The organism is Pseudomonas sp. E141 (genome assembly GCF_052659885.1).
Genome location: NZ_CP084024.1, coordinates 6,060,680 through 6,077,995 on the forward strand (window position 1 = coordinate 6,060,680; position 17,316 = coordinate 6,077,995).

Annotated in this window: 17 protein-coding genes; 5 read left to right on the top strand and 12 right to left on the bottom strand. The window is 60.4% G+C overall.

The features are described from left to right. The first annotated feature begins 53 nt into the window (after positions 1-53). Positions 54-500 (top strand): Cd(II)/Pb(II)-responsive transcriptional regulator, encoded by a 447-nt coding sequence (gene cadR / locus GKKCFE_RS27060; RefSeq protein ID WP_076383258.1) that lies wholly within the window; start codon positions 54-56, stop codon positions 498-500. Between the two features lie 144 nt (positions 501-644). On the opposite strand, the gene GKKCFE_RS27065 is transcribed toward cadR, so the two are convergent. The 3 genes from GKKCFE_RS27065 to GKKCFE_RS27075 all read right to left on the bottom strand — a co-directional run bounded on the left by GKKCFE_RS27065 (position 645) and on the right by GKKCFE_RS27075 (position 3,325). Continuing rightward, complete coding sequence (locus GKKCFE_RS27065) at positions 645-1,616, bottom strand: thymidylate synthase (RefSeq protein WP_047226810.1); 972 nt, start codon at positions 1,614-1,616, stop codon at positions 645-647. Positions 1,617-1,664: 48 nt separating this feature from the next. Next, on the bottom strand, positions 1,665-2,474 hold the full coding sequence (gene lgt / locus GKKCFE_RS27070; protein WP_076383259.1) for a prolipoprotein diacylglyceryl transferase: 810 nt from the start codon (positions 2,472-2,474) through the stop codon (positions 1,665-1,667). A gap of 68 nt (positions 2,475-2,542) precedes the next feature. Continuing rightward, a complete protein-coding gene (locus GKKCFE_RS27075) occupies positions 2,543-3,325 on the bottom strand; it encodes a sulfite exporter TauE/SafE family protein (protein WP_076383260.1) in 783 nt (260 codons plus the stop codon). Positions 3,326-3,477: 152 nt separating this feature from the next. Between GKKCFE_RS27075 and GKKCFE_RS27080 the strand changes: the two genes are divergently transcribed. Further along, positions 3,478-4,224, top strand: a complete 747-nt coding sequence (locus tag GKKCFE_RS27080) for an NRDE family protein (RefSeq protein WP_445577323.1) — start codon at positions 3,478-3,480, stop codon at positions 4,222-4,224. A 132-nt stretch (positions 4,225-4,356) separates the two neighbouring features. Here GKKCFE_RS27080 and ptsP read toward each other — a convergent pair whose 3' ends face one another. Next, complete coding sequence (ptsP, locus tag GKKCFE_RS27085; protein WP_047226814.1) at positions 4,357-6,636, bottom strand: phosphoenolpyruvate--protein phosphotransferase; 2,280 nt, start codon at positions 6,634-6,636, stop codon at positions 4,357-4,359. 22 nt (positions 6,637-6,658) lie between these two features. Next, on the bottom strand, positions 6,659-7,138 hold the full coding sequence (locus tag GKKCFE_RS27090) for an RNA pyrophosphohydrolase (protein WP_003186867.1): 480 nt from the start codon (positions 7,136-7,138) through the stop codon (positions 6,659-6,661). Between the two features lie 143 nt (positions 7,139-7,281). On the opposite strand from GKKCFE_RS27090, the gene GKKCFE_RS27095 reads away from it, so the two are divergent. Continuing rightward, entirely contained in the window at positions 7,282-7,938 is a 657-nt protein-coding gene (locus tag GKKCFE_RS27095) for a histidinol-phosphatase (RefSeq protein WP_076383262.1), read from the top strand. Between the two features lie 103 nt (positions 7,939-8,041). Here GKKCFE_RS27095 and GKKCFE_RS27100 read toward each other — a convergent pair whose 3' ends face one another. After that, complete coding sequence (locus GKKCFE_RS27100) at positions 8,042-8,470, bottom strand: DUF2269 family protein (protein WP_316912450.1); 429 nt, start codon at positions 8,468-8,470, stop codon at positions 8,042-8,044. Positions 8,471-8,512: 42 nt separating this feature from the next. Next, positions 8,513-10,027, bottom strand: coding sequence for a threonine ammonia-lyase, biosynthetic (ilvA, locus tag GKKCFE_RS27105; RefSeq protein WP_047226817.1), 1,515 nt, complete (start codon positions 10,025-10,027; stop codon positions 8,513-8,515). A 137-nt stretch (positions 10,028-10,164) separates the two neighbouring features. Here ilvA and rpiA point away from each other — a divergent pair, with 137 nt between their 5' ends. Then, complete coding sequence (gene rpiA / locus GKKCFE_RS27110) at positions 10,165-10,839, top strand: ribose-5-phosphate isomerase RpiA (protein ID WP_047226818.1); 675 nt, start codon at positions 10,165-10,167, stop codon at positions 10,837-10,839. Between the two features lie 143 nt (positions 10,840-10,982). Here the strand turns inward: rpiA and GKKCFE_RS27115 are convergent, their stop codons facing one another. The 4 genes from GKKCFE_RS27115 to GKKCFE_RS27130 form a co-directional block, all read right to left on the bottom strand. Further along, positions 10,983-11,897: an SdiA-regulated domain-containing protein gene (locus tag GKKCFE_RS27115; protein WP_188251752.1), complete on the bottom strand. Its 915-nt coding sequence runs from the start codon at positions 11,895-11,897 to the stop codon at positions 10,983-10,985. Positions 11,898-12,015: 118 nt separating this feature from the next. Continuing rightward, a complete protein-coding gene (locus GKKCFE_RS27120) occupies positions 12,016-12,948 on the bottom strand; it encodes an SdiA-regulated domain-containing protein (protein WP_139048800.1) in 933 nt (310 codons plus the stop codon). 164 nt (positions 12,949-13,112) lie between these two features. Continuing rightward, positions 13,113-13,778, bottom strand: coding sequence for a fumarylacetoacetate hydrolase family protein (locus tag GKKCFE_RS27125; protein WP_047226821.1), 666 nt, complete (start codon positions 13,776-13,778; stop codon positions 13,113-13,115). Between the two features lie 41 nt (positions 13,779-13,819). Continuing rightward, positions 13,820-15,214 carry an FAD-binding oxidoreductase gene (locus GKKCFE_RS27130; RefSeq protein ID WP_107323098.1) on the bottom strand — a complete coding sequence of 465 codons (1,395 nt, stop codon included), beginning with the start codon at positions 15,212-15,214 and terminating at the stop codon, positions 13,820-13,822. Between the two features lie 205 nt (positions 15,215-15,419). Between GKKCFE_RS27130 and serA the strand changes: the two genes are divergently transcribed. Beyond that, entirely contained in the window at positions 15,420-16,649 is a 1,230-nt protein-coding gene (gene serA, locus GKKCFE_RS27135; protein ID WP_047226823.1) for a phosphoglycerate dehydrogenase, read from the top strand. A gap of 109 nt (positions 16,650-16,758) precedes the next feature. On the opposite strand, the gene GKKCFE_RS27140 is transcribed toward serA, so the two are convergent. Further along, positions 16,759-17,184, bottom strand: coding sequence for a DUF4399 domain-containing protein (locus GKKCFE_RS27140; RefSeq protein WP_076386517.1), 426 nt, complete (start codon positions 17,182-17,184; stop codon positions 16,759-16,761). Between the last annotated feature and the right edge of the window lie 132 nt (positions 17,185-17,316).

Below are 17,316 nucleotides of genomic sequence, written 5' to 3' on the forward strand. Positions count from 1 at the left end.
GTAAAGACCCTGTAGCCACTATAGGGTCAAGCACCTGTTTTGGAGGTAACGCCATGAAGATCGGCGAACTGGCAAAAATCACCGACTGCCAGGTCGAAACCATTCGCTACTACGAGCGCGAAGGCTTGCTGCCGGAGCCGGCCCGCAGCGATGGTAATTATCGGGTCTACACCCAGGCTCATGCCGAGCGGCTGACGTTCATCCGCAACTGCCGCACCCTGGACATGACCCTGGAAGAAATCCGCAGCCTCCTGGCCCTGCGCGACAGCCCTCAGGACCAGTGCGAAAACGTCAACGCGCTGATCGACGAACACATCCACCACGTCAAGGCGCGCATCGACGGTCTGCTGGCCTTGCAGACACAACTGATCGACCTGCGCCATCGTTGTGGCGAAGGGCCGGACCTGGATCAATGCGGGATTTTGCAGCGCCTGGAAGTGAGTGGCGCGGTGGCGCCGGAGGTGGAGCATTCACATGTGGGCAGGAGTCATGGGCATTGAGTCCTTGCCGTCAATCTCCAACACACTGAGCTCTGTGTGGGAGCGAGCTTGCTCGCGATAGCGGCTTAACAGTCAACATCTATGTTGAATGTAATGGCCTCATCGCGAGCAAGCTCGCTCCCACAGGGGGAGAGGTGGCGTGGCTTAGACCGCCATCGGCGCCGTCATCGGCGCGTGGTGCTGGTAGCCCTCGAGGGAGAAGTCGCTCGGTTCCACCAGTTCCAGCCACTCAGGCTGGTACACACCGGTCTTGGCGAACTCCGGCACGCGCTCGGAAATCACCAGTTTGGGCATCGGGAACGGCTCGCGCTTGAGCTGTTCGTTGAGCATGTCCAGGTGGTTTTCGTAGACGTGGGCGTCGCCGATGAAATAGGTGAACCAGCGTGGCGTGTAGCCGGTCAGGCGACCGATCAGGCTCAGCAGCGCGGCGCCTTCGGTGAGGTTGAACGGCGTGCCCAGGCCCAGGTCGTTGGAACGGATGTAGAGGGTCAGGGAGATTTCCTTGGTCTCGACATTCGGGTGGAACTGGTAGAGCAAATGGCACGGCGGCAGGGCCATTTCATCGAGCTGGGCGCAGTTCCAGCCGTGGAACAGGATCCGCCGGCTGCCCGGGTCCTTGATGATGGTGTCGACGCACTGGCGCACCTGGTCGATGGCTTTGTAAAGCACCACGTAGGCCTGGCCGTTTTCTTCGCCCTCGGCGATTTGTCGGTAGCCCTGGGCCAGGGTTTGCTCGATGGCGGCCGGGTTGCTCAACGGGATCTGCTTGTAGGCTGGCCACTTGCGCCATTGCACACCATAGATCTCACCCAGGTCGTCCTCGCCCTGGCGAAACGGGTTGGCCAGCCATTGGGCGTTTTCGTTGGCGTTCTGATCCCAGACCTTGCAGCCCAGGGCACGGAATTCGGCGGCGTTGTTGACCCCACGGAGGAAACCGCACATCTCGCCGATGGCTGACTTGAAGGCCATTTTGCGCGTGGTGATGGCCGGGAATCCGTCCTTCAAGTCATAGCGCAACATGGCGCCGGGAAAGCTGATGGTGTTTACACCCGTGCGGTTGGCTTGCTTGGTGCCGTTCTTGATGACGTGGGCCACCAGATCGAGATATTGCTTCATGGGTTACCTGTGTCCTTGAACCCGGGGCCAGTGCCCCGGGGTTCGAATTTAAATCTTGGCCGCCGCAGCCGGCGCACGATGATAGGCCAGCCAGATCAGCGCCAGGCCACCAATGATCATTGGCAGGCACAGCAACTGGCCCATGGTCAGCCAGTTCCACGCCAGATAGCCGAGTTGGGCGTCTGGTACGCGGACGAATTCAACGATGAAACGGAAGATCCCGTAGAACAGCGCGAACATGCCCGACACGGCCATGGTCGGCCGTGGCTTGCGCGAGAACAGCCACAGGATGGCAAACAGTGCCACGCCTTCGAGCGCGAACTGGTACAGCTGCGAAGGATGACGGGGCAGCTGCGCCGGGTCGCTGAACGGCGGGAAGACCATCGCCCATGGCACGTCGGTGGCCTTGCCCCACAATTCGGCGTTGATGAAGTTGCCGATGCGCCCGGCCCCCAGGCCAATCGGCACCATTGGCGCGACGAAGTCCATCAACTCGAAAAACGACTTGTTGTTGCGTTTACCGAACCACAGCGCTGCCAGCATCACGCCGATGAACCCACCATGGAACGACATGCCGCCCTTCCAGACTTCGAAGATCAGCGTCGGATTGGCTAGGTACGCGCTCAGGTCGTAGAACAAGACGTAACCCAGGCGTCCGCCAACGATCACGCCCATGGATAGCCAGAACACCAGGTCCGAGAGCTTTTCCTTGTTCCAGGTCGGATCGAAGCGGTTGAGCCGGCGCGACGCCAGCAACCAGGCGCCGCCGATGCCGATCAGGTACATCAGGCCGTACCAGTGGATTTTCAGCGGGCCGATGGCCAGGGCCACCGGATCGATCTGCGGGTAAGGCAGCATTGATATTCCTCGTAAACGTCAAAAATATCCGGGCGACGCTGCCACCTCGGGATTAAGCCAGGATTGCGTCAGAGCAGAAAACTCAAGCCCACGCTGAACAGCAAAGCGGCGAACAGCCGTTTGAGCAAGCGCGGTGACAGGCGATGGGCCAGTCGCGCGCCGAAGCGGGCGAAGACCATGCTCGTCAGGGCAATGCCCAGTAGCGCCGGCAAATAAACAAAACCGAGACTATGAGCCGGCAGCCGCGGATCTTGCCAGCCCAGAATCATGAAACTTAATGCACTGACCAGGGCAATCGGCAAACCGCAGGCCGATGACGTCGCCACCGCCTGTTGCATCGGCACGCTGCGCCAGGTCAGGAACGGCACGGTCAGCGAGCCGCCGCCGATGCCGAAAATCGCCGAGGCCCAGCCGATCACCGTCCCCGCCACGGTCAACCCGACCTTGCCCGGAACTGTGCGGCTGGCCTTGGGCCGCAAGTCCAGGCCCAGTTGTACGGCGACAATCAGGGCGAACACGCCGATGATTTTTTGCAGGTTCGGACCGGAAATCGCTTCGGCAGTGACGGCTCCGAAACCGGCACCGATCAGGATTCCAACGGTCATCCAGGCAAAAATCGGCCAGCGCACCGCGCCTTTGCGCTGATGCTCGCGCACGGCATTGACCGAAGTGAAGATGATCGATGCCAGGGACGTGCCGACCGCCAGGTGCGTCAACACCAGTGGGTCGAAGCCCTGCAAGGTAAAACTGAATACCAGCACCGGGACGATGATGATCCCGCCACCCACGCCGAACAGTCCGGCCAGCACGCCGGCACAGGCGCCGAGCAGCAGATAGAGCACAAATTCCACCAGCGTCCCTCGCCCATCCTAGAAACAAGAGCGGCATGGTAACGGATCCATGGCCTTGGGCTCCACTCAAGGCGATGGATGCCGGGGCGATGTCTGGGTAGAGTGAAACCCACAACAGCTGTGCTCGGCTTTATTTTTAAGGGGACTATCTGATGTGCCTGATCGTATTTGCCTGGCGCCCCGGCCACGCCCGGCCGCTGATCGTGGCGGCCAACCGCGATGAGTTCTACGCGCGCCCGACCTTGCCCCTGGGGCAATGGCCTGACGCCCCTGATGTCCATGCCGGTCGCGATCTGGAAGCCGGGGGGACCTGGCTTGGCGTCGGCGCCGATGGCCGCTTCGCTGCCCTGACCAACATTCGCGACCCGGGCCAGTCGCCCGGCTTCAAGTCCCGTGGTGAACTGGTGGCGCGATTTTTGAGCGGAAATCTTTCAATTGCCGATTATTTGAGCGAAGTGGTACCCCGTGCCGGTGAGTACGGCGGGTTCAACTTGCTGTTGGGCGATGGCACCGAACTGTGGCACCACAATGCCCGCGATGCCCGGCCACAGCGACTGGCCGAGGGTGTCTACGGTTTGTCGAACGCCGGACTGAACACGCCATGGCCCAAGCTGCTCAAGGCCCGGGCGGCGTTGGTCGAGGTACTGGACGATCCGCAGCCCCAGGCCCTGTTGGCGCTGCTGAACGACCCGCAGCCGGCCCCGGTAGCCGAACTGCCGGACACCGGCGTAGGGCTGGCGACCGAGACACTGTTGTCGAGTGTGTTCATCGCCAGCCCTGCTTACGGGACGCGAGCGAGTACGGCGTTGATTGTCCATGCCGATGGGACGCGGCATTTGGTCGAGCGCAGTTATGGGCCGCTTGGGGGGCATTTGGGGGAGGTGGAGTTCAAGGTGTAATTTTGCGCTGTCATTTCTGGCCCCATCGCGAGCAGGCTCGCTCCCACAGTAGATCTTCAGTGAACACAAACGTTGTGAACAACCGAGATCCCCTGTGGGAGCGAGCCTGCTCGCGATGAGGTCGCTAAAGATTCAGAGCGTCTTGTTCGAAGCCGGATTGATCATCCGCGCCAACCCAAGGTTCTTCAGCGCCAGTTGCAAGGAGCTGTGGATCACCTGCGGATTATCGATCGTCATCACTTCGGCCAGCAGTTCCTGGGCCTTGCTGAGGTTGATCTGACGCAGCATCCATTTCACTTTCGGCAGGTTGGTGGCGTTCATCGACAGGCTGTCAAAGCCCATCGCCATCAGCAGCACCGCCGCCGCCGGGTCCCCGGCCATTTCACCGCAGATGCTCACTGGCTTGCCTTCGGCATGGGCGTCGCGGACTACATTCTGCAGGGCTTGCAGCACCGCTGGGTGCAGATAGTCGTACAGGTCGGCGACCCGCGGGTTGTTGCGGTCCACGGCCAGCAAATACTGGGTCAGGTCGTTGGAGCCGACCGACAGGAAGTCAACCTGGCGCGCCAGTTCCTTGGTCTGGTAAACCGCCGCCGGAATCTCGATCATCACCCCCACCGGCGGCATCGGCACGTCGGTGCCTTCATCGCGCACTTCGCCCCACGCCCGGTGGATCAGGTGCAAGGCTTCTTCCAGCTCATGGGTGCCGGAAATCATCGGCAACAGGATGCGCAGGTTGTTCAGACCCTCGCTGGCCTTGAGCATGGCGCGGGCCTGGACCAGGAAGATTTCCGGATGGTCGAGCGTCACGCGTATCCCGCGCCAGCCAAGGAAGGGGTTGTCTTCCTTGATGGGGAAGTAGGACAGGGATTTGTCCCCGCCGATGTCCAGGCTGCGCATGGTCACCGGTTGCGGATGGAAAGCGGCCAACTGTTCGCGATAGATCGCCAGCTGTTCCTTTTCGCTGGGGAAGCGCTGGTTGATCATGAAGGGCACTTCGGTGCGATACAGGCCCACACCCTCGGCGCCGCGCTTCTGCGCCCGGGCCACGTCGGCCAGCAGGCCGGTGTTGACCCACAGCGGCATGCGGTGGCCGTCGAGCGTCACGCAAGGCAGGTCCCGCAGCGCATCCAGGCCCAGGGACAGTTGCTTTTCTTCCTCCACCACATCGGCAAACTGCTTGCGCAGCAATTCGGTGGGGTTGGTGTAGACCTCGCCGTGGTAGCCATCGACGATCATCTGGATGCCGTCGACCTTTGAATACGGCAGGTCCACCACGCCCATGACCGTCGGAATGCCCATGGCGCGGGCCAGGATCGCGACGTGGGAGTTGCCCGAACCCAATACCGAGACCAGCCCCGCGAGCTTGCCTTCAGGCACCTCGCCGAGCATGGCCGGGGTCAGTTCTTCGCTGATCAGGATGGTGTTATCGGGATAGACCAGGGTCTGCTGGCGTTCCTGTTGCAAGTAGGCCAGCAGCCGGCGGCCGAGGTCCTTGACGTCGGAGGCGCGCTCGCGCAGGTAGGCGTCGTCCATCAGTTCGAAACGGTTGACGTGGTCGGTCACCACCTGGCGCAACGCGCCCTGGGCCCACTGACCGGTCTTGATGACCGTGGTGACCTCGCTGCCCAGGGAGGCGTCGTCGAGCATCATCAGGTAAACGTCGAACAGCGCGCGCTCTTCGGGGCGCAGCTGCGTCGCCAGTTTCGCCGACAGGGCGCGCATGTCGGCCCGCACGCCCTCGATGGCTGTCTTGAACAGGCCCAGTTCGGCGGGGATGTCGACGATGGTCTTGTCCGGCACTACGTCGAGGTCGGCGGGTGGCAACATGACCACCGCCGTACCCACTGCCGCGCCGGGTGAACCTGGCACGCCGACGAACTTGGCTTCCTGGATGCCCTTGCCCTGGCGGCCCAGGCCGCTGATCGACCCGGTGGCTTCGGCGTGGGCGATAACCCCGGCCAATTGCGCGCTCATGGTCACGAGGAAGGCTTCTTCACCTTCGTCGAACTGGCGACGCTCCTTCTGCTGGATGACCAACACGCCGACGACACGGCGGTGGTGGATGATCGGCGCCCCGAGGAACGAGGCGTAGCGTTCTTCGCCGGTCTCGGCAAAATAACGATAGCGCGGGTGATCCGCGGCATTTTCGAGGTTCAGCGGTTCTTCGCGCGTGCCGACCAGGCCGACCAGACCTTCATTGGGCGCCATGCTGACCTTGCCGATCGAGCGCTTGTTCAAGCCCTCGGTGGCCATCAGCACAAAACGGTTGGTCTCGGGGTCCAGCAGATAGACCGAGCAGACTTGGCTGCCCATGGCCTCTTTGACGCGCAATACAATAATCCCCAACGCCGCCTTGAGATCCTTGGCGGAGTTAACTTCCTGGACGATCTTGCGCAGCGTATTGAGCATGGCTCGGGGTCGAACTCCGTCGTCAGTCGCGCGTCAGCAGGCGCGGGGCAAGCTCTTTGAGGGCGCGTCGGTATACCTCGCGCTTGAATGTCACCACCTGGCCCAACGGATACCAATAGCTGACCCAGCGCCAGCCATCGAACTCCGGTTTACCGGTCAAATCCATCCGCACCCGCTGCTCGTTGGAGATCAGGCGCAGGAGAAACCATTTCTGCTTCTGGCCGATGCACAGCGGTTGGCTATGCGTTCTGACCAGGCGTTGCGGCAAACGATAGCGCAACCAGCCCCGGGTGCAGGCGAGTATTTCGACATCTTCTCGCTCAAGCCCCACTTCTTCGTTCAACTCGCGGTACAAGGCCTCTTCGGGCGTCTCCTGAGGGTTGATCCCACCCTGGGGAAACTGCCAGGCGTCTTGATTGATACGGCGAGCCCATAGCACCTGCCCTGCATCATTCGTAAGAATGATCCCCACATTGGGTCGGAAACCATCGGGATCGATCACGGCAACAACCTCGCAAACGCATGTCGCCGCATTGTTCCACAAAGGTTGTGAAAGCAGCAACGAGCCTTCCTACCTTATGTGCACTCTTGTGAAAAGTCCGTATTCTGGACGCCTTTCTTCAGATTCTTCAGCGAGTAACTGCAATGCGGCTGGCTTTATTCGACTTGGACAACACCTTGCTGGGCGGCGACAGTGACCACGCCTGGGGCGATTACCTGTGTGAGCGCGGTTTCCTCGACGCCGTTACGTACAAGGCGCGCAATGATGAGTTCTATCAGGATTACCTGGCCGGCAAGCTCGACAACGCCGAGTACCTGAATTTTTGCCTGGAAATCCTTGGCCGCACGGAGATGGAGGTGCTGGCACAGTGGCATCTGGACTACATGCGCGACTGCATCGAACCGATTGTGTTGCCCCAGGCGATCGAGCTGTTGAGTAAACACCGTGAGGCCGGTGACAAGCTGGTGATCATCACCGCTACCAATCGCTTCGTCACCGCACCGATCGCCGAGCGCTTGGGAGTCGAGACCCTGATCGCCACCGAGTGCGAAATGATCGACGGGCGCTACAGCGGGCGCAGTACCGACATTCCGTGTTTTCGTGAGGGCAAGGTGATGCGGCTCAATCGTTGGCTGGAGGAGACCGGCCATTCGCTGGACGGCAGTTACTTCTACAGTGACTCGATGAATGACCTGTCGCTGCTGGAAGTGGTGACCCATCCGGTGGCCGTGGATCCGGACCCGAACCTCAGGGCCGAAGCCCAGAAGCGTGGTTGGCCGGTGATTTCGTTGCGCGGCTGAAATCGTCATCGCGAGCAGGCTCGCTCCCACACTGGATGTGCGTCGTTCACAAACCCCTGTGGGAGCGAGCCTGCTCGCGATAGGGTCGACGCGGTCTAACGCCTTAAACCGGCTTGGCCCCCATCAACCCCGCAATGGCAATAAAACAGACAACGCTGAACAGCGCCAAGGCAAACGTAAACTTCCCAGCGCCCGCCGCCGGCGCCTTGCGCAGTTTGTTCAACCGCACCAACAGCCAGAACCCCGCCAGCGCCGCCACGGTGTAGAGCACACTGGAAGCCAGCAACCAGGTCTGCCCCAGCGGCCAGCCGATCTGATGCACCATCCACCACCCCGTGAATGGCAAGCTCACCAGCGCCAGGGCCATCGCCAGCCAGACAAACACCCGCGGGCGTTGCAATGTGCGCGCGGCCGCCGTGGCATCGCCGTTGCGGCGCGTCCTCCAGACCCAGATGGCCAGCCCCAGGGCACCCGCCAAGAGCAATACTGTGGCGACGACATGAGCGATCTTCAGCGCGGTTAACGTTTCCATCGTTGGATTTCCTTGAGTCTTGCCGGGCAGTCTAGCTCTGCTTTAGCCCAGGAACAGCTGATACGCCGGGTTATCGCTTTCATCCCAGTACGGATAGCCGATTTCTTCCAGGGCTGCCGGTACCAGATGACGTTCATCGTGCGGTACTTGCAGGCCCGCAACCACACGACCATCCGCCGCACCATGGTTGCGGTAGTGGAACATCGAGATATTCCAGCGTCCGCCCAGCTTGTTGAGGAAGTTGAACAGCGCCCCCGGACGTTCCGGGAATTCGAAGCGCAGCACGACCTCGTCGATGACGTGGGCCGCATGCCCGCCCACCATGTGGCGAATGTGCAGTTTGGCCAGTTCGTTGTCGGTCAGGTCCACCACCGGGAAACCTTGCTCGGTCAGGCTGGCGATCAGCGCGCTGCGCGGGTCGTTTTCCGGGTGCGTCTGCACGCCCACGAAGATGTGCGCTTCGCTGCCCGTGTTGTAGCGATAGTTGAATTCGGTGATCTGGCGCTTGCCGACGGCTTCGCAGAAGGCCTTGAAGCTGCCTGGCTTCTCGGGAATGGTCACTGCGATGATCGCCTCGCGGCCTTCGCCTAGCTCGGCACGCTCGGCCACGTGACGCAGACGGTCGAAATTGACGTTGGCGCCGGAGTCGATGGCCACCAGGGTCTGCCCGCTGACGCCGCGCGATTCGACATACTTCTTGATCCCGGCCACGCCCAAGGCGCCGGCAGGTTCGGTGATCGAGCGGGTATCGTCGTAGATATCCTTGATGGCCGCACAGATCTCGTCGGTACTGACGGTGATGACTTCATCCACGTAGTGCTTGCAGATGTCGAACGTGTGCTGGCCGATCTGCGCCACGGCAACGCCGTCGGCAAAGAGCCCCACGGTCGGCAGCACCACTCGCTCGCCAGCAGCCAGGGCGGCTTGCAGGCAATTGGAATCGTCCGGCTCGACGCCGATCACCTTGATGTCAGGCCGCAGGTATTTCACGTAGGCCGCTATCCCGGCGATCAGCCCGCCGCCGCCCACCGGGACGAAAATCGCATCCAGACGCCCCGGATGTTGGCGCAGGATCTCCATCGCCACCGTGCCCTGCCCGGCAATGGTGTGGGGATCGTCATAGGGGTGAATGTAGACGTAGCCCTTTTCGTCGACCAGTTTCAGCGAATAGGCCAGGGCTTCGGGGAACGAATCGCCGTGCAACACCACTTTGCCGCCTCGGGAACGTACGCCTTCGACTTTGATTTCCGGAGTGGTCTTGGGCATCACGATGGTGGCTTTGACGCCCAGCACCTTGGCCGCCAGGGCCAGGCCCTGGGCGTGGTTGCCCGCCGAAGCCGTGACCACGCCGCGTGCGCGCTCTTCGTCGCTGAGCTGGGTCAGCTTGTTGTAGGCGCCGCGAATCTTGAACGAGAACACCGGCTGCAAGTCTTCGCGCTTGAGCCAGATGTTGTTGCCCAGCCGCTCGGAGAGCTGGCGGGCAGTCTGCAATGGGGTTTCCACGGCAACGTCGTAAACGCGCGAGGTGAGGATCTTTTTGACGTACTGTTCAAGCATCGGAAAGCATCACTGAGCGGGTTGGGCAGGGCCAAGGAGTCTAACCCGGCTTTTGGCTGGGCGACCACACGAATCCCAAGGTTTTGTTGGGTTATACTCGCGTCCCTCTTTACTCCCCGTCCGCTTTCGGAGCCCGCATGACCCAGGATCAACTCAAACAGGCCGTGGCCCAGGCCGCTGTCGACCTCATCCTCCCGAAACTGGATGACAAGAGCATCGTTGGGGTCGGCACCGGCTCGACGGCCAATTGCTTCATCGACGCACTGGCGCAGCACAAAGGTGCGTTCGACGGCGCGGTCGCCAGCTCCGAAGCCACCGCCGCGCGCCTGAAGGGCCACGGGATTCCGGTCTATGAGCTCAATACCGTGAGCGACCTGGAGTTCTATATCGACGGCGCCGATGAAAGCGACGCGCACCTGAACCTGATCAAGGGCGGCGGCGCGGCCCTGACCCGCGAGAAGATTGTCGCGGCCGTGGCCAAGACCTTCATCTGCATCGCCGACGCCAGCAAGCTGGTGCCAGTCCTCGGCGCGTTCCCGCTGCCGGTGGAAGTCATCCCGATGGCCCGCAGCCATGTGGCCCGCCAACTGGTGAAACTGGGCGGTGACCCGGTGTACCGCGAAGGCGTGCTGACCGATAACGGCAACATCATCCTGGATGTCCATAACCTGCAGATCACCAACCCGGTGGAACTGGAAAGCCAGATCAACGCCATCGTCGGTGTGGTCACCAATGGTTTGTTCGCGGCTCGCCCGGCGGATGTGTTGTTGCTGGGGACGCCTGAAGGGGTGAAGACCCTGCGGGCTGAGTAATCCGGCCAGATAACCTGCTCTTTCAGTGATTCAGCCCCTGTGGGAGCGAGCCTGCTCGCGATAGCGGTCTACCCGACACATCCATGTTGGCTGACGCACCGCCATCGCGAGCAGGCTCGCTCCCACATCAGGTTTTTTGGGGATCAAGGCTGCGGTTTCTTGAAGACGTAGAACAGGTTCGGTTCGCTCACCACATACAAGTTGCCATCATCGTCCATGGCAACGCCCTCGGCCTGAGGGACGGTTTTTTGCAGCCCTTGACGACCCTTGCTCAACGACAGCGTGCTCAACGGGCGGCCGTCGATGTCCAGCTCGATAATCAATCGCGACTCATCGGACAGCGCCAGTAAATGGCCGCTGCGCTCGTCGTATTGCAGGCTAGAAAGATCGCGTACGAACAGTCCGGCATCGCGCTTGGGGTTGTTGATTACATGGACAGCGTAGGATTTGTCCGGTTTGTGATGGGGAAAGCCCCGCACTTCATAAATCAGCATCGGATCGCGCTCCTTGGCCACGAACAACCGTTTGCCCACTGAGTCGTAGGCCAACCCTTCGAACCCTTTGTTACCGTTCAGGTGCAGGCCAAGCGTCATTTGCTCTGCGTCGGCGGCGTCGAGGAATTGGGTATTGTCGTCCAAGTGAATCTTGATCAGCCGCTGCTGACGCTCGTCGGTGATGACGTAAATGTCCTGGCTGATGAACTCCACCGCCTCCGGGTCGCCGAAGCCAATCAGGGCGATGCGCCTAAGGATCTTGCCGTCCAATGACAGCTCGATCAGTTCGGCATTCTTGTTGGTAACGGTAAAGAGGCTCTTGCGGATTGGATCGTACGTCAGCGCCGAAACGTCATTGTCCAGACCTTCGATCACCTGCGCCTCGACCGTAACCCGGTACTGGTCCAGGGCAATGGCCTGCTCGCTGGGAGGCTGCCAGAGGGTGTTGAAGTTGAACCACGCGCGCTCGAACAGGCGCAGGTATTGAGCTGCTGCGATCAAAGCGATCAGTACGATCATTATCAGCAGCAGGATCAAGGGCTTCGGGCGGGCAAGTCGACGCATGTGGGTGGGCTCGGATGAGAACAGGTGGTTGGAAATACCACGGCTGCCTGAACTGAAGCTTAATGGCCGGATGCCACACCCTACGGCGAAGGATGAATTACCTTACAGAGTTGCGCTATCAGCGTTGTTTTTCGAAACGATAGAACAGGTTCGGCTCGCTGACCATGTACAGGTTGCCAGCCTCATCGAGGGCGACGCCTTCGGCACGGGGGATCGTATCCTTGATACCGTTGAAACCGCCCAGCAAGGTCATGAAGCTGACCTGTTCCCCTGCATCGTCCAGCTCCAGCAAGAGATGGGAGTCGGCCGACAGCAGCAGCGAGTGCCCCGTGCGAGGATCGATCGCCAGCGCCGACAGGTTGCGCAGGTCCAGCTCGTCGCTGGCATGGATCTGTTTGTCGCCCTTGAGCAGTTGGCTGCCGTCGCTTTTCCAGGTGAACAACGCTGGCGGACGCTCTTCACCCAAGGCCAATTGCTGGTTGCGTGGATCCCAGGCGACGCCTTCGAAGCCCTTGTTCTGGTTCTTGGACGGGCCGAGATCGTAGTGGGGGAAATCCGTGCTGTTCAGTTCGCGAGTATCGGCATCGACCTGGATGATCGACAGCGTGTGTTTTCGTTCATCGGTAATAGCCATCAGGCCATTCTCCATGTAGGCCACGCCTTCAGGATTGCTCCAGCCCACCAACGGCATTTTGCGCAGCACGTCACCCTGCAGGGTGAGTTCCACCAGAAACGGATGCTTACCCATGATCGCGAACAGGGTTTTGGTCTGTGGGTTATAGGTCAGGTCGGACGCTTCATCCTCTTCCATTCCTGGCAGGACCTTGGCATCAATCACCGCGTGGTAGTCCGGCAGCCAGATGCTTTCCTGGCGCTGGGCGGGGCTCTCGAGACGTTCCGATGCCCACAGCAGGCCCCGGTCATCCCAGTGCATGGCATACGCCAGCCAGTAAAAGGCCCCGGCTGCTAACAGCGACCAGGCGGACCAGGGCAGCGAGAAGCGAGCGCGGCGGACGGGGCTGGAGGAGGGCCGAGCTAGAGGAGTGGCCATCAGGGGGATGCGTTCCAGGTATTCGGGTTAGGAAAATGAATGGCTCAGACGCCGTATTCCCTGGAATTATCCGGATGGCATGTGAAAAAAATGGTAAATGGCGAGAGCCGTCCATCCATGTGGGCACGAGCCGGCTCGCGCCCACGCGGGACGGTGCCTTGCGGTTAGCGAACGCTGCTTTCGAAACGGCTCGCGCCTGGCAATTCCAGTACCAGTTCATCCCCGACGTTCAACGGTCCCACGCCCGCCGGAGTGCCAGTGAGGATCACGTCGCCGGCCTGCAATGAGAAGCAGCCAGCCATGTATTGGATCATCGGCACGATGGGGTTGAGCATCAGGCTGCTGTTGCCGTCCTGGCGCACTTCACCGTTGATGGTCAGGCGAACCGGGATGTCGGTCAGGTCGGCAAAGGTGCCGCTGGACACGAAAGGTGCCAGCACCGCCGCACCGTCGAAGGATTTGGCGACTTCCCAGGGCAAGCCCTTGGCCTTGAGCTCGGCTTGCTTGTCCCGCAGGGTCAGATCCAGGGCCGGGGCGAAGCCGGAGATGGCATCCAGCACTTCCTCGGCACTGGGCCGGGTCGACAGTGGCTTGCCGATCAGCACGGCAATTTCAGCTTCGTAGTGCACCGCACCACGGTCGGCGGGGATGCTGAAACCGCCTTCCAGCGGCACCGCGCAGCTGCCGGGCTTGATGAACAGCAGGGGTTCGGTAGGTACCGGGTTATCCAGTTCCTTGGCGTGTTCGGCGTAGTTGCGGCCAATGCACACGATTTTTCCCACCGGGAAATGAATACGGGTACCGTCGACATACTGGTGCTGATAGCTCATTACCGACTCCTGCTTCTGGGATTCATCAGGTATTTTTTGCATTAAACCGCGAAAATCTTGCCCGGGTTCATGATGCCGTTCGGGTCGAACACTGCCTTGACGGCCTTCATGTATTCAATTTCTACCGGCGAGCGACTGTAGGTCAGGTAATCGCGTTTGGTCATGCCTACGCCGTGTTCGGCGGAGATCGAGCCGTTGTATTTCTCGACGGTTTCAAAGACCCATTTGTTCACGGTCGCGCACTTGGCGAAGAATTCGTCCTTGCTCAGGTTCTCTGGCTTGAGGATGTTCAAGTGCAAGTTGCCGTCGCCGATGTGGCCAAACCAGACGATCTCGAAATCCGGGTAATGTTGGCCGACGATAGTGTCGATGTCGCGCAAGAAGCCCGGGACTTTCGAGACGGTGACCGAGATGTCGTTCTTGTACGGTGTCCAGTGGGAGATGGTTTCCGAGATGTACTCGCGCAACTTCCACAGGTTTTGCAGTTGGGTTTCGCTTTGGCTCATCACCCCATCGAGCACCCAGCCCTGTTCGACACAGTGTTCGAACGTTTCCAGGGCGTGGTTGGCGACTTCTTCGGTGGTGGCTTCGAACTCCAGCAGGGCGTAGAAGGGGCACTCGGTTTCGAATGGCGCCGGTACGTCGCCCCGATCCAGGACCTTGGCCAGGGCCTTGTCGGAGAAGAATTCGAACGCCGTCAGGTCCAGCTTGCCCTGGAAGGCATGCAGTACGGGCATGATCGAATCAAAATCGGCGGTGCCCAGGACCATGGCGGTGAGGTTCTTCGGAGCCCGGTCCAGGCGCATGGTGGCTTCGACCACGAACCCGAGGGTGCCTTCGGCGCCGATGAACAACTGCCGCAGATCGTAGCCAGTGGCGTTCTTGATCAGGTCCTTGTTCAGTTCCAGCAGGTCGCCTTTACCGGTGACGACTTTCATGCCGGCTACCCAGTTGCGGGTCATGCCGTAACGAATGACCTTGATTCCGCCGGCATTGGTGCCGATGTTGCCGCCAATCTGACTGGAACCGGCCGAGGCGAAGTCCACCGGGTAGTACAGACCGTGCTCTTCAGCCTTGTTCTGCAGTTGTTCAGTGACCACACCTGGCTGGCAGACGGCTGTGCGATCGGTGAGGTTCACGTCGAGAATCTGGTTCATGTAGTCGAATGACACGACCACTTCGCCGTTGGCCGCCACGGCCGCAGCGGAAAGCCCGGTACGCCCGCCCGATGGCACCAGCGCGACCTTGTGCTCATTGGCCCAGCGCACAATGGCCTGAACCTGTTCGGTGGTCTTGGGGAAGACGATGGCGCTCGGCGCCGGGGCGAAGTGCTTGGTCCAATCCTTGCCATAAGCGTTCAGGGAGTCGGCATCGGTCAAGACTTTGCCAGGCTCAACCAGGGTCTTCAGCTCATCTATCACGGCAGGATTGGTCATCGACAGAACTCTCGAACAATTCATGGTCATCCTGAGAACGCTTCACGTCGCAGGAATGAGTGTTTAGCGGGGTGCGTATGCTAGCATACCGACCCCGCAGCGTAGTGCCCATTGGCTGTTCTGCGGCGACGGCTGTCATGCCGGTCGGACCAGCATGCGCTGTCCGATTCCCTGCCATTTTTCTCCGGGACACAGGTTTACGCAGATGAGCAAGACTTCTCTCGATAAGAGCAAGATCAAGTTCCTTCTTCTCGAAGGCGTCCACCAATCGGCTGTCGACGTCCTCAAGTCGGCGGGCTACACCAGCATCGAGTACATCACCAGTTCTCTGCCGGAAGCCCAGCTCAAGGAAAAGATCGCCGATGCTCACTTCATCGGTATTCGCTCCCGTACCCAATTGACCGAAGAGATCTTCGACCACGCCAAGAAACTGGTAGCGGTCGGCTGCTTCTGCATCGGCACCAATCAGGTGGACCTCAATGCGGCGCGCGAGCGCGGTATCGCGGTGTTCAACGCGCCATACTCCAACACCCGTTCCGTTGCTGAACTGGTGCTGGCCGAAGCGATCCTGCTGCTGCGCGGCATTCCCGAGAAGAACGCTTCCTGCCACCGTGGCGGCTGGATCAAGAGCGCGGCCAACTCCTTCGAAATCCGTGGCAAGAAGCTGGGTATCGTCGGTTACGGCTCGATCGGCACGCAGTTGTCGGTGCTGGCTGAAGGCCTTGGCATGCAGGTGTTTTTCTACGACACCGTGACCAAGCTGCCGCTGGGCAATGCCACTCAGGTCAACGACCTGCACGAGCTGTTGGGCATGTCCGACATCGTGACGCTGCACGTTCCGGAAACCGCCGCCACCCAGTGGATGATTGGCGAGAAGGAAATCCGTGCCATCAAGAAAGGCGGGATCCTGATCAACGCCGCTCGTGGCACCGTGGTCAAGCTCGACGCCCTGGCCGAAGCGATCAAGGACAAACACCTGATCGGCGCCGCCATCGACGTATTCCCGGTGGAGCCGCGCTCCAACGACGATATATTCGAAAGCCCGCTGCGCGGCCTGGACAACGTGATCCTGACCCCGCACATCGGCGGTTCTACTGCCGAAGCCCAGGCCAACATCGGCCTGGAAGTGGCGGAAAAGCTGGTCAAGTACAGCGACAACGGTACTTCGGTATCGTCCGTGAACTTCCCGGAAGTGGCCCTGCCGGCTCACCCTGGCAAGCACCGCCTGCTGCACATCCACGAGAACATCCCGGGTGTGATGAGCGAGATCAACAAGGTCTTCGCCGAAAACGGCATCAACATTTCCGGTCAGTTCCTGCAGACCAACGAGAAAGTCGGCTACGTCGTGATCGACGTCGATGCCGAATACTCCGATCTGGCGCAAGAGAAACTGCAGCACATCAACGGCACTATTCGTAGCCGGGTGTTGTTCTAAGCAGATCAGGCTTGCAATAAAAAACGGGAGCCTCGCAGGGGGCTCCCGTTTTTTTCTGTCGAACACATAACCTGTGGGAGGGTTTTGTGTTGTGTCGACCTGTGCCGGTTTATTTCACGTTTACCGTGATCTTCTCGGACACGATCGTCGGATCGAACGGCATATGGCCGCTGTCGCCCAGGATCAGCTGCAAGGTGTGCTTGCCCGGTGCCAGTTTGATCGTAGCCTCGGTTTGCGCCTTACCGAAATGCATGTGGTTGGCATCGGTGGGAATCGGCGCGCCCGCGGCAGGCAGTTTGTCGACATCAATCAGCAAATGATGGTGCCCGGTATTTTTGGTTACATCACCCGCCGGGGCCAGCGCGATGTTCTTGACGCCGAACTTGACCTTGAACTCCTGGCCAACGGTGGCACCGTCTTCCGGGGAAACGATGAATACCTCTGCACCCTTGGGAGCAGGGGTTGCGGCGGATGCCAGCATCGAAGCTCCCAGCAACAGGCCGGCCAAGGCGGCACGTGACATAAAGCTTTTCATTTTTTTCTCCAGTTTTTCCATGAAATCCGCGTGGTCATGACAACTTCATGACCATTCGTTGTCGAAGCCTGCAACAACCATAGCAAAGCGAACCTGAAACGAGCGTCGCTTGTAACAATACAAAGGAGTGAC

Excerpts from the sequence above, each read along its gene's own strand:
- ptsP (WP_047226814.1), bottom strand. The coding sequence starts at position 6,636 with ATGCTCAATACGCTGCGCAAGATCGTCCAGGAAGTTAACTCCGCCAAG.
- GKKCFE_RS27130 (WP_107323098.1), bottom strand. The coding sequence starts at position 15,214 with ATGACCAATCCTGCCGTGATAGATGAGCTGAAGACCCTGGTTGAGCCT.
- GKKCFE_RS27120 (WP_139048800.1), bottom strand. The coding sequence starts at position 12,948 with ATGGCCACTCCTCTAGCTCGGCCCTCCTCCAGCCCCGTCCGCCGCGCT.
- cadR (WP_076383258.1), top strand. The coding sequence starts at position 54 with ATGAAGATCGGCGAACTGGCAAAAATCACCGACTGCCAGGTCGAAACC.
- GKKCFE_RS27100 (WP_316912450.1), bottom strand. The coding sequence starts at position 8,470 with ATGGAAACGTTAACCGCGCTGAAGATCGCTCATGTCGTCGCCACAGTA.
- GKKCFE_RS27065 (WP_047226810.1), bottom strand. The coding sequence starts at position 1,616 with ATGAAGCAATATCTCGATCTGGTGGCCCACGTCATCAAGAACGGCACC.
- GKKCFE_RS27125 (WP_047226821.1), bottom strand. The coding sequence starts at position 13,778 with ATGAGCTATCAGCACCAGTATGTCGACGGTACCCGTATTCATTTCCCG.
- GKKCFE_RS27140 (WP_076386517.1), bottom strand. The coding sequence starts at position 17,184 with ATGAAAAGCTTTATGTCACGTGCCGCCTTGGCCGGCCTGTTGCTGGGA.
- ilvA (WP_047226817.1), bottom strand. The coding sequence starts at position 10,027 with ATGCTTGAACAGTACGTCAAAAAGATCCTCACCTCGCGCGTTTACGAC.
- lgt (WP_076383259.1), bottom strand. The coding sequence starts at position 2,474 with ATGCTGCCTTACCCGCAGATCGATCCGGTGGCCCTGGCCATCGGCCCG.
- rpiA (WP_047226818.1), top strand. The coding sequence starts at position 10,165 with ATGACCCAGGATCAACTCAAACAGGCCGTGGCCCAGGCCGCTGTCGAC.
- serA (WP_047226823.1), top strand. The coding sequence starts at position 15,420 with ATGAGCAAGACTTCTCTCGATAAGAGCAAGATCAAGTTCCTTCTTCTC.
- GKKCFE_RS27095 (WP_076383262.1), top strand. The coding sequence starts at position 7,282 with ATGCGGCTGGCTTTATTCGACTTGGACAACACCTTGCTGGGCGGCGAC.
- GKKCFE_RS27080 (WP_445577323.1), top strand. The coding sequence starts at position 3,478 with ATGTGCCTGATCGTATTTGCCTGGCGCCCCGGCCACGCCCGGCCGCTG.
- GKKCFE_RS27115 (WP_188251752.1), bottom strand. The coding sequence starts at position 11,897 with ATGCGTCGACTTGCCCGCCCGAAGCCCTTGATCCTGCTGCTGATAATG.